The sequence below is a fragment of the Nitrosomonas communis genome (genome assembly GCF_024102715.1).
Taxonomy (GTDB): domain Bacteria; phylum Pseudomonadota; class Gammaproteobacteria; order Burkholderiales; family Nitrosomonadaceae; genus Nitrosomonas; species Nitrosomonas communis_B.
On sequence record NZ_JAGFJM010000121.1, the window covers coordinates 1 to 22,093 of the forward strand.

General features: G+C 45.1%; 17 protein-coding genes and 1 pseudogene. 8 read left to right on the forward strand and 10 right to left on the reverse strand.

Translation table 11 applies throughout. The features are described 5' to 3' along the window. Nucleotides 1-396 (forward strand): aldehyde dehydrogenase family protein (locus tag J5I83_RS11625; RefSeq protein ID WP_304056217.1); only part of this gene is annotated, 396 nt, incomplete at its 5' end. A gap of 200 nt (nucleotides 397-596) precedes the next feature. Here J5I83_RS11625 and J5I83_RS14585 read toward each other — a convergent pair. Continuing rightward, nucleotides 597-704, reverse strand: a complete 108-nt coding sequence (locus tag J5I83_RS14585) for a transposase (RefSeq protein WP_369683424.1) — start codon at nucleotides 702-704, stop codon at nucleotides 597-599. A gap of 1,041 nt (nucleotides 705-1,745) precedes the next feature. Here J5I83_RS14585 and J5I83_RS11630 point away from each other — a divergent pair. From J5I83_RS11630 to J5I83_RS11650, 5 genes are read left to right on the forward strand one after another with little or no spacing between them, the layout of a single operon-like run. Next, the gene (locus J5I83_RS11630; protein WP_304056220.1) at nucleotides 1,746-3,218 is read left to right on the forward strand and encodes a NuoM family protein; all 1,473 of its coding nucleotides are present in this window, start codon (nucleotides 1,746-1,748) and stop codon (nucleotides 3,216-3,218) included. Between the two features lie 9 nt (nucleotides 3,219-3,227). Further along, complete coding sequence (locus tag J5I83_RS11635; protein WP_304056221.1) at nucleotides 3,228-6,515, forward strand: DUF2309 domain-containing protein; 3,288 nt, start codon at nucleotides 3,228-3,230, stop codon at nucleotides 6,513-6,515. 4 nt (nucleotides 6,516-6,519) lie between these two features. Next, nucleotides 6,520-8,091, forward strand: coding sequence for a proton-conducting transporter membrane subunit (locus tag J5I83_RS11640; RefSeq protein WP_304056224.1), 1,572 nt, complete (start codon nucleotides 6,520-6,522; stop codon nucleotides 8,089-8,091). Between the two features lie 7 nt (nucleotides 8,092-8,098). Next, nucleotides 8,099-9,688 (forward strand): NuoM family protein, encoded by a 1,590-nt coding sequence (locus J5I83_RS11645; protein WP_304056227.1) that lies wholly within the window; start codon nucleotides 8,099-8,101, stop codon nucleotides 9,686-9,688. Nucleotides 9,689-9,690: 2 nt separating this feature from the next. Then, nucleotides 9,691-11,196 (forward strand): NuoM family protein, encoded by a 1,506-nt coding sequence (locus J5I83_RS11650; RefSeq protein ID WP_304056230.1) that lies wholly within the window; start codon nucleotides 9,691-9,693, stop codon nucleotides 11,194-11,196. Between the two features lie 209 nt (nucleotides 11,197-11,405). Here the strand turns inward: J5I83_RS11650 and J5I83_RS11655 are convergent, their stop codons facing one another. After that, complete coding sequence (locus J5I83_RS11655) at nucleotides 11,406-13,208, reverse strand: ABC transporter ATP-binding protein/permease (RefSeq protein WP_304056232.1); 1,803 nt, start codon at nucleotides 13,206-13,208, stop codon at nucleotides 11,406-11,408. Nucleotides 13,209-13,259: 51 nt separating this feature from the next. On the opposite strand from J5I83_RS11655, the gene J5I83_RS11660 reads away from it, so the two are divergent. Beyond that, a complete protein-coding gene (locus J5I83_RS11660; protein ID WP_304056233.1) occupies nucleotides 13,260-13,673 on the forward strand; it encodes a hypothetical protein in 414 nt (137 codons plus the stop codon). An 81-nt stretch (nucleotides 13,674-13,754) separates the two neighbouring features. Here the strand turns inward: J5I83_RS11660 and J5I83_RS11665 are convergent, their stop codons facing one another. The 5 genes from J5I83_RS11665 to J5I83_RS11685 all read right to left on the reverse strand — a co-directional run bounded on the left by J5I83_RS11665 (nucleotide 13,755) and on the right by J5I83_RS11685 (nucleotide 19,249). Then, a complete protein-coding gene (locus J5I83_RS11665) occupies nucleotides 13,755-14,057 on the reverse strand; it encodes a hypothetical protein (RefSeq protein ID WP_304056235.1) in 303 nt (100 codons plus the stop codon). A 43-nt stretch (nucleotides 14,058-14,100) separates the two neighbouring features. Beyond that, nucleotides 14,101-16,428 (reverse strand): nitric oxide reductase activation protein NorD, encoded by a 2,328-nt coding sequence (locus tag J5I83_RS11670; protein WP_304056238.1) that lies wholly within the window; start codon nucleotides 16,426-16,428, stop codon nucleotides 14,101-14,103. Nucleotides 16,429-16,465: 37 nt separating this feature from the next. Then, complete coding sequence (locus J5I83_RS11675) at nucleotides 16,466-17,269, reverse strand: CbbQ/NirQ/NorQ/GpvN family protein (protein ID WP_304056241.1); 804 nt, start codon at nucleotides 17,267-17,269, stop codon at nucleotides 16,466-16,468. 135 nt (nucleotides 17,270-17,404) lie between these two features. Next, nucleotides 17,405-17,761, reverse strand: a complete 357-nt coding sequence (locus J5I83_RS11680) for a ribulose bisphosphate carboxylase small subunit (RefSeq protein WP_304056245.1) — start codon at nucleotides 17,759-17,761, stop codon at nucleotides 17,405-17,407. A 66-nt stretch (nucleotides 17,762-17,827) separates the two neighbouring features. Continuing rightward, nucleotides 17,828-19,249: a form I ribulose bisphosphate carboxylase large subunit gene (locus J5I83_RS11685; protein ID WP_304056247.1), complete on the reverse strand. Its 1,422-nt coding sequence runs from the start codon at nucleotides 19,247-19,249 to the stop codon at nucleotides 17,828-17,830. A 208-nt stretch (nucleotides 19,250-19,457) separates the two neighbouring features. On the opposite strand from J5I83_RS11685, the gene J5I83_RS11690 reads away from it, so the two are divergent. Continuing rightward, nucleotides 19,458-20,360 (forward strand): LysR family transcriptional regulator, encoded by a 903-nt coding sequence (locus tag J5I83_RS11690; protein WP_304056249.1) that lies wholly within the window; start codon nucleotides 19,458-19,460, stop codon nucleotides 20,358-20,360. A gap of 19 nt (nucleotides 20,361-20,379) precedes the next feature. On the opposite strand, the gene J5I83_RS11695 is transcribed toward J5I83_RS11690, so the two are convergent. The 3 genes and pseudogenes from J5I83_RS11695 to J5I83_RS11705 form a co-directional block, all read right to left on the reverse strand. Beyond that, complete coding sequence (locus J5I83_RS11695) at nucleotides 20,380-21,012, reverse strand: alpha/beta hydrolase (protein ID WP_304056252.1); 633 nt, start codon at nucleotides 21,010-21,012, stop codon at nucleotides 20,380-20,382. A 31-nt stretch (nucleotides 21,013-21,043) separates the two neighbouring features. Further along, nucleotides 21,044-21,352, reverse strand: a complete 309-nt coding sequence (locus J5I83_RS11700) for a ferredoxin (RefSeq protein ID WP_304056255.1) — start codon at nucleotides 21,350-21,352, stop codon at nucleotides 21,044-21,046. 179 nt (nucleotides 21,353-21,531) lie between these two features. Beyond that, nucleotides 21,532-22,093 (reverse strand): annotated as a pseudogene (locus J5I83_RS11705) (ubiquinone biosynthesis regulatory protein kinase UbiB); the annotation flags it as partial.

Genomic DNA, 22,093 nt, shown 5'->3' on the forward strand with positions numbered 1-22,093 from the left:
TATCAGATTGAGAGGATCGGTCAACTTCGGCAAGAAGTGTTTGGTCCCATTCTCCATATTATTCGCTATCAGGCCAGCCGCTTGAATGAAGTGGTTGACGCCATTAACCAGAGTGGTTATGGCCTGACGCTTGGCATACACAGCCGCATCAACACTACTATCGACTACATCATTCGTCATACCCGCTGCGGCAACACTTATGTTAATCGCAATATCATCGGCGCTGTCGTTGGTTCGCAACCCTTTGGCGGAGAAGGACTCTCCGGCACCGGTCCCAAAGCTGGTGGCCCGCACTACCTGCAACGCTTTGCAACCGAGCGCGTGGTTACCATTAATACTGCAGCAGTGGGAGGCAATGCTGCGTTGCTGTCGCTCGGGGAAGTTAACAGTAAATAATTCTAAACCGCAGTTGGACGGAGTTCAGCATGCAATGATTCGAGTACAAGGCAAGACGCGTTCAGGTCGTAGGACCGCACCCTGTAACGGAGAGCAGAACCGCATTCGCGCGCATGGAACACAGCATGCGATGCACCCTCTTGGCAGTTTCTCCATATATAGCCAACGTCACATAAAATGATTCGATTTTAAAGAGCTACTCAATGTGTGGTTTGGTTTTGTTGTTTTCTGATTGCTTTGGTTTGTGCCCATTTGTACTCAATGGGGTTAAGGTTTGGTGAACACACTGGCAGATAATGAAGATGGATAAATCATTTATAGATCGTAATCAATTTATTTGAGCTTTGCTATAGATGAATGAGAAAATTCCGAGAATTTTTCTATAGATCATGGCATTAACTTTCCAGCTAAGTGATTTCCGTTTGGCTTGGATAGCTTGGTTTCGGGAAGGTAATGTTTTACTGTTTTAGTGTAATTTTATTAAAATTAAAAATTAATTTATTTCACAAAATATTTACAAAATTCACAATATATTTACTAAATTTTCACAAAATTTTTATAAAATTTATTTTTTTTTCACTAAAACTTCACTAATTCTTCACAGATCATATGCTAGATTATTTTTACGCTTACGAATAAAAAATGTTTGAGATCATTTCACTGCTAGCATGATATGAATAGCTGGCGATGGAGGATTTATGTCATTTTTATATTTTGTGAGCTCTGGACAAGCGACTGATTAACTGTGGAGGCAACAGCAGTTTTCTGTAGTTATTCTGCTTGTTTACTAATTCTCTAGCGAATTACCTTCAGTCCTGCCAAGGACTATCGTTTGAAGCTGCTATGAGATTATGATGATTGGCTGTTGATCAAGAAAAACTGCCAGAAAGATGATAAGAAAAGCAAAAGGATAGTGCAGGTTTACATGGTTAGCCCATGCATTAACCAGTATCGTGAATGTTTCGCAGGAAATCGAATAGAAAGCCCATAGCAAGTGTTGCAGCAATTCAATATAGATGCAGGTAAAAATTTGGTGGATTAACCAATTCTTTTCCGCAGTAAGAGTTGAGATAGTGCATGCAGGGTAACAGCATAGAAGTAGATACGCGTGCTTCCTAGAATAGTGAAGCTGGTCTCTGCTATTGAAAGAATTGGCTCAACTTTCGATTTGAAATATTCCATTCAGTGGGATGATCTGGGAAGAGGGTGGTCCACTTTGTGGAACAGATTATCTATGCTCTTCATTTGTCTTTGCTAACTAGGTAGCAGAAAAACGACAGCCTAAATAACTAACAAGTAGTTACTAATAATTTTCACTCAATTAAATTATTTAAAACAGAGTTATTAGGATGGGAATACTTAGCATATTACTTTTCACACCTGCTGTCGGAATATGTGCGTTGGCATTGATATCACGTCACAAAACTAGCCAGCTTCGCTCGGTGGCGAATGTGTTTGCCACAATTGCATTTTTTCTAAGTTGCTGGCTGATTGTTATCTATAATCAAGAAGATGGCGCATTGCAGTTGGCAGAGCAGTTCTTACTGAATCCAAAGCTTGGCACCTCTTTTGCATTGGGTATTGATGGTTTGTCATTACCGATGGTGGTGATGGCTACTTTGCTGACGAGCGTGGCACTGCTTGCTTCACTCAGTATCACAGCCAGCGTCAAGAGCTATTACATAAGTATTCTCATGTTGGAGCTCGGCATGCTTGGCGTCTTTATGGCTCAGGATTGGTCTCTTTATTACATTTTCTGGGAATTGACCTTAGCACCATTATTTTTGCTTATTGGACGGTGGGGTGGTGTCCGCCGTCATATGGCCAGTCTCAATTTTGTTCTTTATACAATGGGTGGCTCAATTTTCATGCTGATCAGCCTGCTGGCGATAAGTCAGTATATGCCAGAACATGGTGGCACTCTCATGTCATCCATGAGTGTGGCTGCTCAAAGTATGCCAAAGAATGAGCAGATTTTGGTGATGATCGGTTTTCTGATCGGCTTTGGCGTCAAAATGCCGATATTTCCTCTACATGGCTGGCTACCGCTTGCTCATGTTGAAGCACCAAGCCCTATTAGTATTTTAATGTCCGGTATCTTGCTCAAAATGGGAGCTTATGGCCTGATCAGAGCGGTAGTAATGCTGCCGGAAGCGACGCAAGCCCTGCAAGTATTCCTTGTTGTGCTGGCATTGATCGGGATGATTTATGGCGGCTTATTGGCATGGCGGCAAACTGATCTGAAAGCGATGGTAGCTTACTCATCAGTCAGTCATATGGGAGTTGTGTTGTTAGGCATTGCAACGCTGGATGAGGCAGGTATGACTGGCGCAGTTATGCAGATGGTTGCTCATGGACTGGTAGCTGGAGCGATGTTCCTTTTAGTAGGATTACTTTATGAGCGGACCCATACTCGTAATATTATGGATTACAGCTCATTGGTCCAGGTTATGCCGCGTTTTGCCTTATTCATGACGATAACATTCCTTGCTGCAATGAGTTTGCCGGGATCAGTGGGTTTCATTGCAGAGCTGCATACTTACGTAGGGGGTTTTCAGCAATGGGGTAACCTGATGGTTTTTCTGGGTGTGAGCATTATTATTAGCTCGGCTTACGCCATGCGCACGATTGGTATGCTGTTTACTGGCCCGGTGAAATCTCATATGCGCGAGATCGAAGATTTGAGAATACCCGAGCTGCTAGCGTCTAGCGTACTTGTCTTAGGTATTGTGTTGTTTGGTTTATGGCCATCACCACTGATCGATCTGTCAGCGTCCACCATGAATTTGATGAACGATATTATCAGCCAGCGTATTAAATAGGATTTTACCATGCTAGCAAAACCTGAATTTAAAGATAAGCACGAACAAGTTACTGCAATCCTTAATCATCTGGATCACGTTCTTCCTGGACAGGCTCCAATTCTTGATTTTGTTCATCACAATACATTGCATGGCTACCAGCACTTACCATTTGAAGAGGCGCTTGCTGAGTCGGAGAGAATGACTGGTATTAAAGGGTATCTTCCGGAAGCGCAAAGCCGGAATTTCTATTGGCAAGGACGGATAAACGATCAGGATATAGCCGCGGTGCTTGCGCTTGATCCAAAGTTAGGCGCTGAAGAGATTGTTTATCAAGCAGATGATTTGATCATCCGCCGCAAAGATATCTATCGGATTGCCTTATTGTACGATTTACAGGCGATTACTGTCAGTCAGCTAAATTGGCAAATAGAAGAGATGGGTGCTTTAAATACGGTTCAGGCTGATGTAGCTGGTCCAATCCGCCAGCATCTACTTGAGTCAGGAACGGATCAAAGGATAATTGTCAGGCAGTTATGGGAAAGTATCTTAAATCAATTGGAGCTGGAACAAATTGATCTGCACCCAGAAAATATGCTTGATTTATCGGTTGAGCAGGCAAAAAGCTGGCTTGAAAAAATTTCTTCCAATCATGGTCGTATAGGAAGCGCGGAAACGTCGATACATCAGAAAGTGAGGCTGGAAGCAAGTGCCAAGCTTAATGAAATGCTGTCGCAGATTGGTGAAAGTATGACTTTGCGTGGCTTTGTCATGGCATTGAGCGGTATCGATATACTGCATTCTGTCCGAACGCAGCTGATACGGATATGTGCTTCTGCTTTAGACGAAGGAATGGCTGCCTGGCAATTACCGGAGCGTAGCAAATTGGGTTTATATGGTGCCTGGAGAGCTGCATCCAAATATGACCTTAATTCTTTCCTGCATGAGTTACCAGACTGGCAGCAGATTGTAACGGAAATGCCAGAGGATGCTGTCGAGTGCATTATCCTTCAACTATCTTATTTAGAAATTCCTCGAAACAAATGGGAAGGGTACTTGCGTCGTCTTACGCTGGAACTGCCTGGCTGGTCTGGCATTATCAACTGGCGGCAGCATCACCCGAATTATCGTACTGCAAATGATGTTGCGCCAAAATTGATTGATTATCTGGCAATCAGACTAACCTTGGATAGGCTTTGGCTAAAACAGGCTTGTAGTGATATTTGGGGCATAGAAGCAAAGTTAGGATCCATCACCTATTATTTCAATAAAAATTTATCTGAATTCATGGTGCGCAGGCTATATTACTTGGGTGAACTCCCCGAGTATTTAACGCATCAGGTCAAGACGCTATTGTCACGTGTTGTCTCAGAGCGCCACAAACAAACAGAATGGCAGCAGCTTGCTGATTTGATGTGGACCTGGCAGTACAGCCCAATGTCAAGAAGTAATGCAGATCATAGAGCCTTTGATAGTGGTTGGCGCCTGTTTCGCTTATGTCAGCACTTGGGATTGAATGCGAAACAAGTACAAAGCATGCCGCAGCAGAGCCTACTTAGCATGCTGTCGTTGCTTGATGAATTCAATGAAACTGAGCGTTGCAAGATCTGGCTATATGCCTATGAGCGTCATTACCGTGAAGATTTTTTCCAGGCGATACATGTTAATCATAAGCGTGGACGTTGGGCGAAGCGTAATACCCGCCCGGAATCGCAGCTAATATTCTGTATTGATGAACGGGAAGAAAGTTTCCGTCGCCATTTAGAGGAACATAACCCCGCCATCGAAACATTGGGGGCAGCAGGCTTTTTTGGTGTCCCAATGAATTATAAAGGACTGGATGATACTAAAGTGACACCATTGTGTCCGGTCGTGGTCACACCAGCGCATGATGTGCAGGAAGTACCCAGGCCGGGTGAGGAGCAAGCAACAGGTAATCATCAGCGGGGCCGGAAGTTAGTTGGCTGGCTATATAACCGGTTGCATCAGGGATTGCGCCGTAACCTTATACAATCAAAGCTTATCATCGATGCGATCGCGCCCGTTATGCTGGCAGGCTTATTGGTGAAAACGGTTTCTCCGAGGATGCAGTACAATTTGATCACGAGAATAGAAAAAGCTACTTCACCCAATGTTAAAACACAATTAAAGTATATCTCGACGGATACCGCCACAGCAGCTACGCCAGCAAAGCCTAAACTGGGTTTTACTGATAGCGAGCAAGCTGACCGGGTAGCTGCTTTTCTGCGTAATGCTGGGTTAACTTACGGATTTGCGGAACTCGTCCTCCTGGTAGGACATGGCTCCATCAGTCAGAATAATCCACATCTTGCTGCTTATGACTGCGGCGCGTGTAGCGGCCGTCATGGCGGGCCCAATGCGCGGCTGTTCGCTGCCATGGCAAATCGCCCCGAGATTCGTAGATTGGTTGCTGAACGCGGTATTGATATTCCACACGATACGTGGTTCATCGGTACTGAGCATAATACCTGCAATGAAGAAATCATCTGGTATGACTTGGAAGATGTACCAGTAGAGCGATTAACTGCCTTAAAAAAATTGCAACAGGATTTATCGCATATAAGACATATGTCTGCTCATGAGCGCTGCCGCAGGCTTGCTTCTGCACCACGTAATCCAACACTAGAGCAGGCGCTTGCTCATATAGAAGAACGCGCCAGGGATTTTTCGCAAGCACGTCCTGAGCTAGGCCATGCAACAAATGCTTCAGCAGTTATTGGGCGACGCTCAGTCACACAAGGCGCTTTTTTTGACCGCCGCGTATTCCTCGTTTCCTATGATCCGACTCAAGATCCTGAAGGAAAAATTCTGGAGGGGGTTTTGCTGGCAGTAGGGCCGGTAGGAGCAGGAATTAATCTTGAATATTATTTTTCTACTGTTGATAACGAGCGTTTTGGATGCAGTACCAAGGTTCCCCACAATGTAGTAGGTTCTTTTGCTGTGATGGAAGGGACGAGCAGTGATTTGCGTACTGGCTTGCCAAGACAGATGATTGAAATTCATGAGCCAATGCGTTTGCTCAATTTGATTGAGGCTAAAAAAGAGATCGTTGAGCAGATCTATGGTCGCCAGGAAGCCATCCGTGAGCTGGTGGGCGGTGGCTGGATATTGGTGGCTACAAAGGATCCTGACACTGGCGAAATTTTCTTTTTTGAACGAGACAAGGGGTTTGTTCAATGGCACCCACGTGATGACGTGCAGTTACCTGTCTTTGAGAAATCACCGGAATGCTACAAAGATCAATCTTTGCCTGTTCCGCCTGCACTGATTAAACAACCCGAACTTCAGGAGGTATAACACAATGGAATTTTTGATTGCCCTAATTCCTTTGTTCCCTTTGTTAGCTGCTTTTTTTATAGGTATAGGTAATTTATTAGGCAAGATCAATGGTGAAGCCGGTGAATCGATGACATCCAATGCGGCGATCGGAGCAATCACCATGTCATGTATTCTGGCCTTGCTATTACTGGGCGCAGACTTGTTTGGTAAGAATGCAACTACCTACACGTTAGGACAGTGGTTAAGTAGCGATAGCCTGGAAATTCAGGCAGTTTTTATCACATCTGGCTTTAATACTGTAATTACAGCGCTGTTTGCAATTCTGCTATTCATTGTAACGCGTTTCTCAGTCAACTACATGCATCGGGAAGCAGGATTCCATCGCTACTTTTTTATCCTCAGTTTGTTCTCAGCGGCGATGTTGTTACTGGTCTCAGCGGGCAGCGCAGTGGGTACCTTTATTGGCTGGGAAATTGCCGGATTAAGTTCATATCTGTTGATTGGTTATGCTTATGACCGACAAGTCCCAACTGGGAATGCAACGCGTGTTTATGTTACCAACCGTATTGGTGATGCCGGTTTTGTGTTAGGAATAGGTTTGAGTTATTTCTATGCCGGAACAATCAATTGGCTAGAATTGAATGCTATGGCCGAACACTTAACAATGCCTACCGTTACGGTCATCGCATTGTGTTTCGCGGTCGCTGCATTTGTTAAATCGGCACAATTACCATTTTCACCATGGCTTGCACGGGCGATGGAAGGACCTACTCCTTCCAGCGCTATTTTCTATGGTTCGGTGATGATACATGCCGGCGTATTTCTAGTTATTATGCTGCAGCCTCTTTTTGAGCAGGCTCCTTTTATCATGGTTTTGCTAGCGATTGCTGGTTTTGTCACTGCTGTTTATAGCTTTATTGTGGGATTAACCCAAACAGATGTCAAAAGTTCTTATAGTTTCGCTATCTCTGGACAATTAGGTCTGATATTTCTGGAGTGTGGTTTGGGATTATGGGAACTGGCTGCGTGGCATCTCTGTGCGCATGCCATTGTACGGTGTTATCAAGTATTAACTGCACCAGCATTAATGCACAATGTAATCGGGAATCCAATCAAACCGGTTGGTCATATGTTAAGAAATTCGCGCTGGTTATATATTGCCTCCATTCAACGTTTCTGGCTGGATCCCATTGCTGATCGAACTCTGGCAAGACCTATCTTGGGAATAGGACAAGATCTTGATTATATCGATAGCTATGTTGTTGATCGTGCCATGGGTGATCCCATTTTGTTTTCTCGTTCAATATCGACGCTGAATCAGCTAGAGCAAAAAATAATGGCAGTTGAACAGCGTGATTACGACCATCATCAGTTTGGGCGCGGTAACGGAATAGCCGGAAAGATGATGGAGTGGGTAGGTAATATCTTTGGGTGGTTTGAAGAGCGTTTGGTAATCCAGGCCATAGGCATGAATATTGTCGATTTAGGCCGTAGGATAGGGCAAGCCGCAAATACTTTCGAGGAATTGATGTTGAAGCCACGTTATCTTGCCTTGTTTGTATTTATTGTCTTGCTGATTGCTGCTACACGATGAGGAAATGATGAATACGGCAAACATTATTTTTTGGTCAGATGTAACGACGTTTCCGTTGTTGACAGTGCTGACATTGATTCCACTTGTGACGGCGATCGTAGTATTGCTTTTACCGTCTTCAAAAATGGCGTTGCACCTTGGTTTAACAAGCGCAGTGACTACTGCTTTGCATGCCGTCTATATGATCGCTATTTTTGATCCAGATCGCGAAGGGGTTCAACTTTTTGAGTATGTGCAGAAATTCAATCTTACTTATAGTGTAGGTATTGATGGTACCAATATTTTGTTTGTTGCATTGACAACGATTTTGTCTTTTCTGGCACTCGTCTATTTATTAACGACACGGCGGGCTAAAGATAAAATTCAGGTTGCCTGCGTATTAGGTTATGAGGGCATTCTGATAGGCGCATTTGTCGCGATGAACGCCATGCAATTCTGGTTCTGGTGTGTTATGGAATTGATTCCTATCGTGTTAATGACGATACGCGCTGGCTCCGGTCAGAAGAGACGCTGGGTCGTTGGATTGCTGCTGCAGCATTGGGGATCCGGCCTGCTCATGACTTTCACGGGTTTTATGTTGCTTGCCTTCGGCGTTATGGGATCAGGAGATACATTAACATTTGAATGGCTGGCCTTGGTTAACAATGAGAATGTTCTGGAATTTGCCACGTTGATTTTTTTCCTCTTGTTTTTTGGCTTCGCAATTCGCATGCCTTTGTTTCCATTTCATGGCTGGCTACCGGTGTTAGCAGAACACGGTACTGTGGCAAGCGCGACGATTTTTATAGTGGGCTTGAAATTAGGTATTTATGCAGTTATCCGTTTTATTCTACCCATTCTTTCCGATGTGGCGCAGCAATGGAGCTGGTTTGTATTAATCCTTGGCCTGATTAGCATCTTTTATGGGATAGTACTGGCATTAATGCAAATCAATATACGCCGTTTGCTTGCTTTTTCCGTGATAGGTCATACTGGAATGCTGATAATAGGTGTTTTCGATTTTAATCTCTATGGCCTGGAATCAAGTATTCTGCTTTCTATCGGCTTCGGCCTGGCAGCAGCAGGTATTGCGTTCAGTATTGGTATGATTTACAAGAGAACACATACTGCCTATATTCCACGTCTTGGGGGGATGTTTGAAACGAGTGCGGCGCTAGCATTCTTGTTTGTTATCAGTGCGCTCAGTACAATGGGTATGCCTGGCACGCCGGGTTTTGATGGTGTTCATTTACTAATAGATGGCACAATCAAGAATCATGGCTGGATCCTTTCAATTGCGATACTGGTTGGTAATGTGCTCACGGCTGCGCTATTGCTGCGTGCTTTTCAACAGATTTTTATCGCTGCACCTAAACGACTGCAGCCACCTTATACTCATTCTTCCCGTCCTAGCTCAGATGGCCCCTCGCCGAGAAATGAGGGAGTCACTGCAATTGTAATTTGCTCGTTGCTGATTGGTATTGGTTTTTATACATCGCCCTGGTTGCAGATGATCGATCAGAATGTCAGTTCTATTAGAAAACTACATCCTGCTGGTCATGGCAATGAGCATGCCGCATTGACGATAGTTCCAAATCATAACAAGGATAATAATTAAGCATGAGCGAAGCTAATTTACCCCTATTAAGTCTCGTTATTCTTTTGCCGTTACTGGGTGCGATTGTAACTGGCATGTCGCGTGATGCGACCATTGCCAAAGTATCTGCATTAACATTCGCTTGTCTGGAATTACTGTTAACGCTTTTTGTAATCCAGTCATTCGATTCTTCTAGAGGCGATTTCCAGTTAGTTGAAAAATTTGACTGGATACCTTTATTGAATGTTGAGTATCTGGTTGGCGTTGATGGTATTTCAGTGCTGTTTTTGCCATTGTCAGCTTTACTGACCACGATAGCGATTCTTGCTTCGTGGAATTCAATCAGCCAGAACCCGCGCTTTCATTTTGCCCTATTACTGGCACTCCAGGGTGTAACTGTAGGTGTATTCTGTGCGCTGGATATGATGTTGTTCTTTTTATTCTGGGAGCTTACCCTGCCGCCACTATTCTTTTTAATTGGCTTATGGGGAATTGGTTCTCACCGGCGCGGTGCAGCGATGAAATACACCTTGTTTATGATAGCTGGAGGCGGGCCATTATTGCTTGCTATTATCATTCTAGCGACAAATCATGCTACACAAATGGGAGGAAGCATTCCGCAAGATTTGGCTTTTAGCTTACCGGTCCTGTTACAAACAACATTGCCCGAGAACAAGCAAACACTCGTTTTCCTATTACTATTATTTGGTTTTGCTTTCAAGGCGCCGCTTGTTCCACTCCATACTTGGCTACCTACTGCTGCGATGGAAGGTCCAACCCATATCGTGGCAATCCTGACAGGATTAAAACTGGGTGTTTATGGCATCCTGCGCTTTGCCATGCCACTAGCCCCTGCGGCAGCTGTTGAATTTAGCTGGCTATTGAGCGTCTTTGGAGCGGCTACACTCATATATGGCGCGCTGATTGCTTTACAGCAGACGAACTTGCGTCGCTTGCTAGCGTACGCGAGCGTCAGCCATGTTGGTCTGGTCGTCGTGGGGATTGCTTCCCTGAATATGCAAGGCGTGCAGGGTGCAATTTTTCAGTTGCTTAATTTTACCCTGGTTGCGAGTTCACTGATGCTGATTGCAGGATTTATCCAACACCGACTGGGTAGCACTGATACGGTTCATTTAGGTGGAATGGCTAAGGTAATGCCAAAATTAACTTGTTTCTATTTTTTATTTGCTTTAGCAAGTTTTGGCGTACCTGGCACTAGCGGGTTTCCAGCAGAACTATTGATGATTGTAGGAGCTTTGACTTCCCATGGTTTTTTCGGAGCAGCAGCTCTGGCTGGTGCGATTCTTGGTGCTGCTTATATGCTGATTTTTACACGTAATGCATTTTTTGGCCCGATCATCCATGCTGCGGTAAATCAAGCACAAGATCTGCGGACGCGTGAATTGGTTTTATTATGCGCGCCCGCTTTATTGATCTTAGGGTTTGGCTTTTTTCCCAGTAGCATACTTGATATCAATCAAATAGCTTCTGAGGCATGGTTAGCACGGTTGAACTTGCAAATTCATTGAATTTCTGACAATCGCTGGGAAAGGGGTGCGTGGGATCTAAATGCGTGGTAAGGTCGATTGATGTCACGCTGCTCGCCGCCCCTTTACCAAGAAGCGTTGTGCGCGATATGTTCTATTGCAGTCTTACCATCTGGATGAACGGGAATTCTTGAAAATATCAGCCATCCCATTTAACGAGCCCATTATGTGACCAGCTGTAGCCTCATTTCTTACGGAAAGGCAATGACAGTTTGTGTCTGTTCTTCCTGCTGCTGAAGTTTCCACATTTGCGCATAAGTACCATTTTTGATAAGAAGCTGCTGGTGGGTTCCTCGCTCTATGATGCGCCCATTATCCATTACTAAAATCTGATTGGCGTCGATGATAGTGGAAAGACGATGTGCAATTACAAGGGTGGTACGATCCTTGGCTAGTTGTTTCAATTCTTTTTGTATATTTTTTTCTGTTCTTGAATCTAGCGCAGAGGTCGCTTCATCAAAAACAAGAATTGCTGGGTTTTTAAGAATAGCTCGCGCAATGGCAATGCGTTGTTTTTCACCACCGGATAGCTTGAGTCCTCTCTCGCCCACTTGTGTTTGATATTTGTCAGGCAGACTGTCAATAAAGTCATGAATATGTGCAGACTTGGCTGCTGCAAGGATTTCTTCTTGGGTCGCGCTAGGCCGCCCGTAAGCGATGTTGTAATAGATGCTTTCGTTAAACAAAACCGTGTCCTGAGGTACGATGCCTATCATTGCGCGCAGACTCTCTTGTGTAACATCGCGTAAATCATGATCGTTGATCAGTATTTTGCCGTCAGTGACATCATAAAAGCGGAAAAGTAAACGTGCCAGCGTCGATTTTCCTGAGCCGCTCTGTCCCACTACAGCAACAGTGCTTCCAGCAGGAATAGTAAAATTGACATCAAACAAAATTTGACGATTGGTTTCGTAGCTAAAGCTTACATGTGTAAAAGCAACGGTAACATTGCCTGCATTAAGTTTTATCGCATTTTGTCGGTCGGTTATTTCTTGATTTTCATCCAACAAGCTGAATAGCTTTTCCATGTCTGCCAATGAGTGTTTGATTTCACGATAAACGAAACCCAGGAAATGGAGAGGCATATAAAGCTGCAACAAGAAAGCATTCACCAGCACTAGATCGCCCAATGACATTTCACCGGTGACGACTTTGTCAGCCGCCATTAGCATCAGCAGGGTGATGCCGATTGCAATAATAGCGCTCTGGCCGGTATTAAGTGTTGCCAGTGAGGTTTGATTGCGCACAGCTGCTTTTTCCCATTGCTGCAGATGCTCATCATATCGTTGCGTCTCCCATGCTTCATTACCAAAATATTTAACTGTTTCGTAATTTAATAAACTATCGATAGCGCGTGTATTGGCCTTTGAGTCCATGTCATTCATGGTACGACGGAAGATCATGCGCCACTCGGTGACGATGAGCGTGAGCGCGATGTAGGCAAGCAATGTGAGCAAAGTAATGATAAAAAACCAGATGTCGTAGCGGTTAATCAGAATCAGCATAACTAATCCGATTTCCAGTAAAGTTGGCAGAATATTGAACAGCATGAAATTCAATAAGAATGATATTCCGCGCGTCCCGCGTTCGATATCGCGTGACACGCCGCCAGTTTGTCTTGCCAAATGAAACCGTAGTGATAATGAGTGTAAGTGAGCAAAAACCTGAATGGCAACCCGCCGGATTGCACGCTGAGTAACTTTGGCAAATACCGCATCGCGCAGTTCGCCAAACAATGTGCTGCAGAATCGCAAAATACCATAAGCAAGCAAGAGAAATAACGGCAATACTACGAGCGCTTTAGGTTGATCAAGCACATCAATAATTTCTTTCAGTATTAAAGGCACACTGACATTGGCAAGTTTTGCCAGGAGCAGTAATATTAAGGCAGCAATGACTCTACCTTTGAATTCCCATAAATAGGGTAAGAGGGAGCGGATTGTTTTCCAATCATGACGATTGGCGGGAGGTTTAGTTAGACGTGTAGCGCGCATGGGTTGATGGTTTTTTAGAATTTCAGAAAAAAATAAAAGGAGAATTTACAAATGGAAATCACTTGTTATCGCGATCCTGAGATCAGTCGGGAATCTCGTTTTCTTTCTGCTAACACCTATAATCTAGCATGCCAGCTACTGGCGCGCTGTACCACAGAGCATCTATTTGTTCCCATCCGGTCAATGCAATACTTGGCTATCCTGGATAAAAAAGAATTCGTTTTTATTGATGGTGACCGTAAATGCTGGATTGATATTGCGTGGCTGGATTTTCATCCTCAGGATCGGACCAAACTTAATGAACCAGTAGCATATGAAGTGGTTTATTATAAGGAGAATCAAGTGGATGTCATGTTACGGCTGCAGAAGGAGTTTCCAAAAGCCTTGCAATTACTCGCAGGCAAGCAGGCACCAAAAACACCTGCGCGAGTAATCAAGTTTCCTGCAAGCTATGGTCTATCATGAGTTAATTTTGAGTTAATCATGATAAGAAGCTCAACCTAAACGCGCACTCAGCGCTTGTGCAAGATGAGTTCTCACAAGCGCTTAATCATCCTCATCCAATTCTGCATTCCAGCCTTTATTTTTTGCAGTATCGATAACTTGGGCGTAAAGCCTTGCGTGTCGCCGCTGGATATCAGCTGGTAAGCGGCTGGGCAGATGAGCGTAAGGTTCCCATGCCGCATAAACTTTTTCATACAGATTTTGCATGTGCGCACGGCTCCAGCCTGCGCACGTCTCTGATTCGGGCAGTATCTTAAAAACCCAGGCATCAATGACGATGCGACCGAGATGCGTTAGCCCACCATTTATATCCTGATCAATTCCTGCGTAAAATTGTTCATTCATCGTGCTAATAAAAAGGTCTGAAGTGTGCAATAAATAAAAAATCTTAACGTGTTAACCCTGCATAAAGTAATGGCAATTTTTCAGGCAGTCTTTCGACGTGATCAACGACCATATAATTACGTGCCCCAAAAATGCGTGAAACATACTGATCTGCGCGTGGATCCAGGCTCATGCAAAAAGTGATAATTCCTGCCCGGCCAGCTTCTTCCACTGCCTTCTTAGTATCATAGCGAAGATACTGGGGATCGCGCACATCAATATCCGCAGGTTCTCCATCGGTAATGACCAGTAACAGCTTCTTGCTGGAGCGCTGTAATTTCAAATAGTGGCTAGCATGCCGGATAGCAGCACCCATCCGAGTTGATAGTTGCCCAGTCATACCGGCTAGCTTCGCTTTTGGAATTTCATTGTATGGCTGATCAAAATCCTTGTAGCGATAATACTCGACATCATGCCGTCCGTCCGAGCAAAATCCGTGAATTGCAAAGGGATCACCAATTTTACTGATGGCGTCGGCCAGTAATACAGTTGCCTGACGAGTGAGGTCAAGTACCGAAAAATCTTGGCCGGAAACCCTATCATTGGTGGATTCAGACAAATCAAGCAGCACGAGCACCGATATATCACGTATCTTGCGCACAGAGCGCATCATGATGCGCGGGTCGGGCTGTAGACCCATGCGAATATCGATTGTGGAATGAATCGCTGCGTTGATATCGATTTCATCGCCATCCTCCAGCTTGCGGATACGCTGCACACCTTGCGGCTGCACGGCATCCAGCAAAAATTTCATGCGTGAAATTTCACGTTTATACTGTGCGGCAATGCGATCGATCGCTTCGATATCGCCCGATTGCGTGCGTTTTTCTTGAACGGTCACCCAGGCAGGGCGTTCTAGCTGAATTTGATAGTCCCACTCCGAGTAATGAAAAGGCGGAGAGATAGGTTCTTTACCTTCCAGCTCATTATAGGAAACGCCGTTATCTTCATAAGGGAAGAACTCTGTCCCCATCACCCAAATTTCTTGTGCATCGTCGCCAGCCGTTTCAACTTCTACTTCATTGGCAAGCTCCATGACACTGACGTATTTGCGAACTTGTTTGACTTCCTCATAACCGGCCACCAACGAGCGATCAAAATCAAATTCTGCGAATTCCCAGAAATAGCGATTATCATCCAGATAAGGTGCTGTCAGGATATCGGTCCGGGGATTGAATGCGATTTTCTTGGCCATGAGCTTATGCGCGAGGTGTACGCCGATTTCCCATGAAATCTGATTGTCTTCCAGGCGATCTTGCGCTTGCGCAAATAAATATCGTCCTTCAACAATCCAATCATCGTGATCCTCATAGGTTCGATCAAGCAGTGCGCGCGCCAGGCGATTGAGATAATCGCCGATCGTGGTTTCCATGTCGGGCGAAGCAGCATGTAGCACAGACCAAATCTGGCGTAGGCCAGGAAAACGCCGGATCGAGAGGGCTTCTATCCTGGCGTCTTCAATCACTGAAATAACCGCCATTTGCAGTGGATTCAACGCTTCAGCCGAAATAGGATATTTCGTTTCTACCAGATGAGCAGCGGCATGAGCAGCTGCGGCACGGTAAACTTCGCTTGCAGGGATATCGCCATAGGCATCATAGGCGTCCGGCAGATGAATGACATAATTTTCAATATATGGCTGGTAACCTTGGCGAGTTTCATAATCACCTGAGGTTGGGCGCATAAAAAAATCACGTGCCCATAATGCGCGCAAGTAGATATTGGTACGGCGCTGGATATCGACAAACAGAGTGCCTTTTCTTTCCTTCTGCAGAACAGCCAGCGATTCCTTGGAAGTTAAACTGAAATATCTGATCTGTTCTTCGTAGTTGGTGCGGTGAGCATGTGCACCCCATAAAGCCCATCTGCGTAAACCACCGAGCGTCAACTGACCTAGTAACACATCGAGCTTATCCAGCATGGGACGGATACCTCGTGGTGCCTGCGCAATAAGTGTATTGAGGAATTGCAGATAGCCAAGAAATAAATCTGCGTCACCAAGTCTTTTGGCGGCGGTAGCTGCTGTGGCAAGAATAAGTTCAATGACAGCTCCGGATGTTTTTGATGAAAGCATCAAAGCAGTGGTTGCAAGATCGCTGATGACATCTTCACCTACTTCTTTAGCAACTTGCGGCACTTCATCGATCCATGTATCTACCAGTGTGCGACCGCGTCCAAGCCCCTGCAGAGCAGACACGCCTTTCAGGTAATTATCCAATCCCCGCGGTGACAATATTCTGGTTGCATCATGCCAGGTATTTTCAAGTAGTGACTTGGATTCTGGTTGCAATGATTCCAGTAACTCTGTGTAATCAGCAAGGTTAACGCTCATACCGTATCTTTATCTGAATGGGTTTTAAAAATTCTGACTAGAAGAAAGTGGCCACAGCCGCATCAAGCGCATCCCGCATATCGGGATCATCCGTGATCGGGCGAACAAGCGCCACGCGGCATGCTGCATGGGCTTCTACCCCTTTGGCTATCAAATTACCGGCATAGATCAGCATGCGGGTGGAAATACCTTCATCCAGTCCATGACCTTTTAAATTCCTCGCGCGTTCTGCAATCGAGACTAGTTTGCCAGCTATTGTTTTATCGATACCGCTTTCATGAGACACAATTTCCGTTTCGGTGTCGTGATCGGGGTAATTAAAATCCAATGCCCCAAAACGCTGTTTGGTGGATTGCTTCAAGTCTTTCATCAAGCTCTGGTAGCCAGGGTTGTAGGAAATGACGAGTTGAAAATCTGGATGCGCGTTGATCAGTTCGCCTTTTTTCTCCAAAGGCAATATCCGGCGGCTGTCAGTTACCGGATGAATCACGACAGTGGTGTCTTGTCTTGCCTCTACTACTTCATCCAGATAGCAGATCGCACCATAACGGGCTGCAGCCGTCAGTGGCCCGTCTTGCCAGCGTGTGCCTTGTGCGTCCAATAGGAATCGTCCTACTAGATCCGAAGCAGTCATGTCTTCGTTACAAGCTACTGTAATCAGGGGTTTCTTCAGTTTCCAGGCCATGAATTCGACAAAACGGGTTTTGCCACACCCAGTTGGTCCTTTCAGCATCATAGGAATCCGGGCCGAGTATGCTGCCTCATACAGCGCTACTTCATCAGCAACGGGGTGATAATAAGGTTCTTTTTCGATCAAGTATTGCTTGATAACATCGCTCATTTCGTTCTCCAGCGTTAATACGTAGCACTTAGGTAATATTTTTGATAATTCAGCATAAAAACAGAAGCAAAACAAAACCCCCGTTACTTTACAGAAACGGGGGCTGGTGAAACGGATATCCCGTATACTGCGTAATTAAACTGTTTTGCCGCGGTAAATGACCATGGAAGTACCCTGGCTTTGCGAGAAATTATCATAACCAATCAGACGAATATGATTGTTCGGGTTGGCTTTATGACATGCCTCGGCTTCCTTGAGAATACGGTTTACATCAGTTTCACCGAACATCGGCAATTTCCACATATACCAGTAATTGCTCATCAGATACTCGGGCTCGGTATGCTCGATAGCAGGATTCCATCCTTTACTCACGATATACTCGACCTGTTTCTTAATTTGCTCCTCACTCATTGCAGGTAAGTAGGAAAAAGTTTCAAATTTCCGGCTGGTTGGATCGCTCAGACGGCTTCTATAATCAATCACTTCTGACATTCTTGTTAACTCCTGATAATCGGTAGAAATTTCTCTGAATCACCAGGATTCAGAGAAATGGGTTTGTTACTTGTGTGCTACGTCCAGCTTGTCGACGGTATCAAATTCAAACTTGATCTCTTTCCATGTTTCCATGGCAACCTTGAGCTCAGGACTGTTTTTTGCAGCATTGGTGAGAATAGCTTTACCTTCTTTCTCAATTTGCACACCTTGGTTGCGTGCTTCCACGCAAGCTTCCAGTGCAACACGGTTTGCTGCCGCACCCGCTGCGTTGCCCCAAGGATGACCCAGTGTACCGCCACCAAACTGCAGGCACGCATCGTCACCAAAGATTGCAACCAATGCTGGCATGTGCCAAACATGGATACCGCCTGATGCCACCGGAAACACGCCAGGCATTGAACCCCAATCTTGATCGAAGAAAATTCCGCGATTACGATCTTCCTTGATATAGGATTCACGCATGATGTCAATCCAGCCCAAAGTGGCTTCACGGTCGCCTTCCAGCTTACCGACCACGGTTCCAGAGTGCAGATGGTCACCACCGGATAAACGAAGTGCTTTGGCTAATACACGGAAATGGATACCATGATGAGGGTTGCGATGCAGTACGGCGTGCATGGCGCGATGGACGTGCAGCAGCCTGCAATTATTCCGGCACCAGTTAGCCAGACCTGTGTTCGCAGTGAAACCACCTGTCAGATAGTCGTGCATAATGATCGGTGCGCCTAATTCCTTAGCAAACTCCGCACGTTTGTACATTTCTTCCGGGGTGGGTGCGGTCACATTCAGGTAATGGCCTTTACGTTCACCGGTTTCGCGTTCTGCTTTATGAATCGCTTCCATCACGAACTCGAAACGTTGGCGCCAGCGCATAAAAGGCTGGCTGTTAATATTCTCGTCATCTTTGGTCAGATCCAAGCCGCCACGTAGGCATTCATAAACAGCGCGACCATAATTTTTGGCAGAGAGGCCTAATTTGGGTTTGATGGTGCAGCCCAGCAGCGCACGGCCATATTTGTTGAGCTTATCACGTTCGGCTTGAATACCATAAGGTGGGCCACCGCAAGTTTTTACGAAAGCGATAGGGAAGCGTACGTCCTCAAGCCGTAGTGCACGGATTGCTTTGAAACCAAATACGTTACCAACCAGGGAGGTGAAAACGTTGACGACTGACCCTTCTTCGAACAGATCGATTGGGTAAGCAATAAATGCGTAAAAGCAGGTATCATCGCCTGGCACGTCTTCGATATGATAAGCACGCCCTTTATAATAATCCAAGTCGGTCAGCAGATCAGTCCATACCGTCGTCCAGGTTCCTGTGGAAGACTCAGCTGCTACTGCAGCAGCAGCTTCTTCACGGTCAACACCAGGTTGGGGAGTGATCTTAAAGCAAGCCAGAATATCGGTATCCTGGACGGTGTAATTTGGTTCCCAGTAGGTTTGCCGGTACTCTTTAACGCCGGCACTGTATGTTTTAGCGGCCATTTTGTGATCTCCTGTAGTTGAAGATTCTGCTTATAATTTCTCTGAGCTTGAGAAAAAGCAGGGTGAAACATAATTAAAAAAGAACTATCTGAATTACAATTAATACTATATGCAGAACAAAGCATAAGATCAAATTAATAATTCTGATGGTTATGATAAGATTATGTTTATATATAGGTCTATCTCTTTAACCATCATAATTTAGTCTATGTTGCACATCACTCTGCGTCAATTGAAAGTATTTGAATCGGTTGCGCGTCACCTGAGTTTTTCCCGGGCAGCAGAAGAACTGTTTCTGACACAGCCCGCTGTTTCGATCCAGATCAAGCAACTCGAAGATAGCGTGGCGCTGCCTTTGTTTGAACAGATGGGTAAGCGGATATATCTGACCGAGGCGGGACAGGAACTTTATCGGTATAGTCGTGCCATTGCTCAGCAACTGGCCGATATGGAACTGGCTCTAGATGAATTGAAAGGATTAGAGCGGGGAAAATTGAATATCTCAGTGGTCAGCACGGCTAATTATTTTGCGCCTCATTTGTTGGCAAAATTTTGTCAGCGCTATCAGGGCGTGACCGTTAGCTTAAATGTTTCCAATCGAGAAACTGTACTGAAACACTTAGCGGATAATTCCACTGATTTGGCAATTATGGGGCAACCACCTGATGGACTCGATATTGTTTCTGAGTCATTTATGGAAAATCCTTTGGTCATTATTGCCCCACCCAGTCATCATTTATGCGATAAGCGGCAAATTCCTGTAAAACAGCTTGAACAGGAAATTTTCCTGGTACGTGAACCAGGATCAGGAACGCGTAATGCTATGGAGCGATTTTTCGCAGAGCAACAAATCAAAATTAATAGGGGAATGGAGGCGGATACTACTGAAGCCATCAAGCAAGCGGTTCAAGCAGGCATGGGACTAGGAATTATGTCGCTTCATACCATTGAATTGGAATTAGAGACAAAGCGGCTTAAGGTGCTTGATGTGCAAGGATTTCCAATCATGCGACATTGGTATATCGTACATTGGAAAAATAAACGGTTTTCTAATGTTGCGAAGACATTCAAAGATTTTTTGCTGAAAGAAGCATCAGGTTTGATGCGCTGAAAGCATTGCCAAAGCCGAATCAAATTTGGCAGGCATTGAGTATCACTTGTTTAAGGATGGAGAGTTTTCCGTGGAAGAAATGCTCCGCACCGGGAATAACAACGACCGGAATCGATTGGGGCGCAGCCCAGTCAAGAACTGATTGGAGAGAAACAATATCATCCTGATCGCCATGCACGATGAGTACGCTATCTGCATGACCGATCACAGAGGGTGCATTCAAACGGGCAACAGAAGGGGCAATGAGTACTAATTTTTGCGGATCAAGTTGCTGCGCAACGTAGGTTTGGATGGCGCCGCCAAAGGAAAAACCGGCGAGTAACAAGGGTAAATGATCGGATGCGGTGTCATATTGATTGCGTATAGATTGAGTGACAGTCAGCACATCTTCAATTTCGCCAATACCTTCCGCATGATTCCCTTCACTCGCGCCTACCCCCCTAAAATTGAATTTAACTGTGATGTAACCCAATTCAATCAGTGCTTTCGAGAGGATATAGACAATCTTATTATTCATGTTGCCATGATGTAGCGGATGGGGATGAGCAATGATGGCAATCCCGCCGGGTACAGAAGCTGGGACATGGACGACAGTTTCAAGTTTGCCAGCGGGTCCATTAATAAACAGCTTATGTTCGACTGGTGTTTTCAATTTTCTTAATCTGGTGGAGGTTGAGGAAGACTCAGATTTGCAAACGCTCAACGACACGGCCATTGATCAAATGTTCATCAATAATCTCGTCGATGTCTTCATGATCAACATAGGTGTACCAGATGTCATCTGGATAGATTACGATGACAGGTCCTTCATTACAACGGTCAAGACAGCCCGCGTTGTTAATGCGTATTCTCCCTTTGCCGCTGAGATTAAGCGTTTTAATGCGATCTTTCGCATAGTCACGCATTGCCTGGGCGTTGTGGTCGTTACAGCAAGCTTCGCCAGCTTTGCGTTGATTAACGCAGAAAAAAACATGTTTTTGATAATAAGTCATCGGGCTATCTCATTTTGATTTCTATCCAAAATACCGGGGTAGCTGTCTCTGTAGTAGTAAACGATGTCGATTAGCGATTCATCCGTTTGTAAACGTAGCATGTCATTTGTTTTGCAGACAGCAAATTCTAGCAAATCCAGATTTTAAGGAGGTTACTCAAACAAGGTTTTTAATTTTTGCTAGAAATATACTTGCACGAGCAATAGGGAGGCTAGTAGTGCCGCCAGTAATGCCAGTAAGCGACTCTGCCTTTTTTCTTGCGCAACCAGTTCTGCCAGTCTATCTTCTAGAACTTGTGCGCGCTCTTGACTTAGATGGTAGTGTATCAAGCGCGGAAATTCTGGCAGCATCGTCGCCCAGTAGGGGGCTTCTTTTTGAAGGTGGCTTACTAGGCCGCGCAAGCCGACTTGCTCTGCCATCCAGTTTTCCAAGAATGGTTTGGCTGTTTTCCACAAATCGAGATCGGGGTCGAGATCGCGCCCGAGTCCCTCGATGTTGAGCAAGGTTTTTTGCAGCAATACCAACTGAGGCTGAATTTCCACATTAAATTGCCGTGAGACTTGAAACAGCCGCAATAAAACACGCCCAAAGTAGATTTCTTTCAGCGGCCTGTCAAAAATTGGTTCACAAACGGCACGAATGCCAGCTTCAAAATCGTCGACGCGGGTATGTCTCGGCGCCCACCCTGCTTCGACATGCGCTTGCGCTACGCGGCGGTAGTCGCGACGGAAAAAGGCAAGA

Coding starts and splice junctions, on each gene's coding strand:
- J5I83_RS11630 (WP_304056220.1), top strand. CDS start 1,746: ATGGGAATACTTAGCATATTACTTTTCACACCTGCTGTCGGAATATGT.
- J5I83_RS11655 (WP_304056232.1), bottom strand. CDS start 13,208: ATGCGCGCTACACGTCTAACTAAACCTCCCGCCAATCGTCATGATTGG.
- J5I83_RS11650 (WP_304056230.1), top strand. CDS start 9,691: ATGAGCGAAGCTAATTTACCCCTATTAAGTCTCGTTATTCTTTTGCCG.
- J5I83_RS11680 (WP_304056245.1), bottom strand. CDS start 17,761: ATGTCAGAAGTGATTGATTATAGAAGCCGTCTGAGCGATCCAACCAGC.
- J5I83_RS11660 (WP_304056233.1), top strand. CDS start 13,260: ATGGAAATCACTTGTTATCGCGATCCTGAGATCAGTCGGGAATCTCGT.
- J5I83_RS11700 (WP_304056255.1), bottom strand. CDS start 21,352: ATGACTTATTATCAAAAACATGTTTTTTTCTGCGTTAATCAACGCAAA.
- J5I83_RS11685 (WP_304056247.1), bottom strand. CDS start 19,249: ATGGCCGCTAAAACATACAGTGCCGGCGTTAAAGAGTACCGGCAAACC.
- J5I83_RS11675 (WP_304056241.1), bottom strand. CDS start 17,269: ATGAGCGATGTTATCAAGCAATACTTGATCGAAAAAGAACCTTATTAT.
- J5I83_RS11670 (WP_304056238.1), bottom strand. CDS start 16,428: ATGAGCGTTAACCTTGCTGATTACACAGAGTTACTGGAATCATTGCAA.
- J5I83_RS11665 (WP_304056235.1), bottom strand. CDS start 14,057: ATGAATGAACAATTTTACGCAGGAATTGATCAGGATATAAATGGTGGG.
- J5I83_RS11690 (WP_304056249.1), top strand. CDS start 19,458: ATGTTGCACATCACTCTGCGTCAATTGAAAGTATTTGAATCGGTTGCG.
- J5I83_RS11635 (WP_304056221.1), top strand. CDS start 3,228: ATGCTAGCAAAACCTGAATTTAAAGATAAGCACGAACAAGTTACTGCA.
- J5I83_RS11645 (WP_304056227.1), top strand. CDS start 8,099: ATGAATACGGCAAACATTATTTTTTGGTCAGATGTAACGACGTTTCCG.
- J5I83_RS11640 (WP_304056224.1), top strand. CDS start 6,520: ATGGAATTTTTGATTGCCCTAATTCCTTTGTTCCCTTTGTTAGCTGCT.